The organism is Solibacillus ferritrahens, from assembly GCF_037027585.1.
Classification (GTDB): Bacteria; Bacillota; Bacilli; order Bacillales_A; family Planococcaceae; genus Solibacillus; species Solibacillus ferritrahens.
Map to the genome: position 1 here is coordinate 1 of NZ_JAXCLE010000051.1, position 1425 is coordinate 1425.

The window sequence follows — 1425 nt, forward strand, 5'->3', positions numbered from 1 at the left end:
GAGGGCACTGAAAAAGTCATTCAATTATAAGGAAGGGCATGTTGGAACGAAAATTCGTTCCAACATGCCCTTTTCTTCGATGCCGTTGATTTCCATTGCGGCGGACGCTTTCCGCGGGCACGGCTCCAACTAAATGATCTGCGCCTAAACGGAGGCGCAGATCATTGGATTTTCCGCACGTGCTGTTCCCGCAGGAGTCGCCGCCTCCATTCCAATCAACGGGGGTGTCTTATGAAGAGAATGTTTTTTCTCCTTCTGTGCCCTCCTTTTCCTGTATAATGAAAGCACTAGGAAAAGGCGGTGTGACGATGATTTCTAAACAAGAAACCATGAATTTAAGTCCCTATATGGCACTCTATGATGTACTCATTCCAAAAGATAATCTTCTTCGCCAAATCAATGAATTGGTCGATTTCAGCTTTATCTTAGAAGAATTACAATCAAAATATTGTTTAGATAATGNTATTAGATTTATTAATCGAAAAGACCGTTGAAATTGCGTTAGAGAAGGGACTCCTTCTGAGTAAAATGATTATGGTCGATGCCACTCATACAAAAGCACGCTACAATCAAAAATCACCAAAAGAATTTTTACAAGAAAAATCGAAAAATGTAAGAAAAGCTGTTTATCAATTGAATGAAGACATGGTAGGAAAGTTCCCAACGAAGCCAACTTCAAATGAAATAGAAGAAGAATTAGACTATTGTCGCCAAATCGTGAAAGTGGTAGAAACCCAATCAAAAGTTTCTGAAATCCCCGCTGTAAAAGAAAAATTAAATGTATTAAAAGAAGTCATCGACGATTACGAAAATCAATTAAGCTTTTCGAATGATCCAGACGCACGCGTTGGTCATAAAGCAGCTGATTCCGCTTTCTTTGGATTTAAAACACATCTGGCAATGAGCGATGAACGAATTATTACAGCGGCAGTCATTACAACGGGCGAAAAAAGCGATGGGAACTATCTTCAAGAATTAATTGAGAAAAGTCAAAAAGCGGGTATGGAATTTGATAAGGTGATTGGCGATACCGCTTATTCAGGGAAAGAAAATTTAGCATATACGAAAGAAGAAAACATTCAGCTCATTTCAAAGTTAAATCCGGTCATTACAAATGGAAATGGACAGCGAAAGGTTGCGTTTGATTATAATAAAGACGCGAGCATGTTTGTTTGTCCAGCAGGGCATTTAGCGATTCGAAAAGCACGTACGGGAAAGAAACAGGTAAATGAGAATCAAAAAATGACCTATTATTTCGATACAGAAAAATGTAAAATCTGTCCGATGCGAGAGGGCTGTTATAAAGAAGGCGCAAAAAGTAAAACGTATAGTGTGACGATTCAATCACAGACGCATCAAGAGCAAGCCGCATTTCAGGAAACAGAAACATTTAAAGAGCTTGCCAAAAACCGTTATAAGATTGAA

General features: G+C 38.8%; 1 pseudogene. It reads left to right on the forward strand.

The annotated features are described in order from the left end of the window. Positions 1–308: 308 nt before the first annotated feature. Positions 309–1425 (forward strand): annotated as a pseudogene (locus tag SNE38_RS19045) (transposase); the annotation flags it as partial.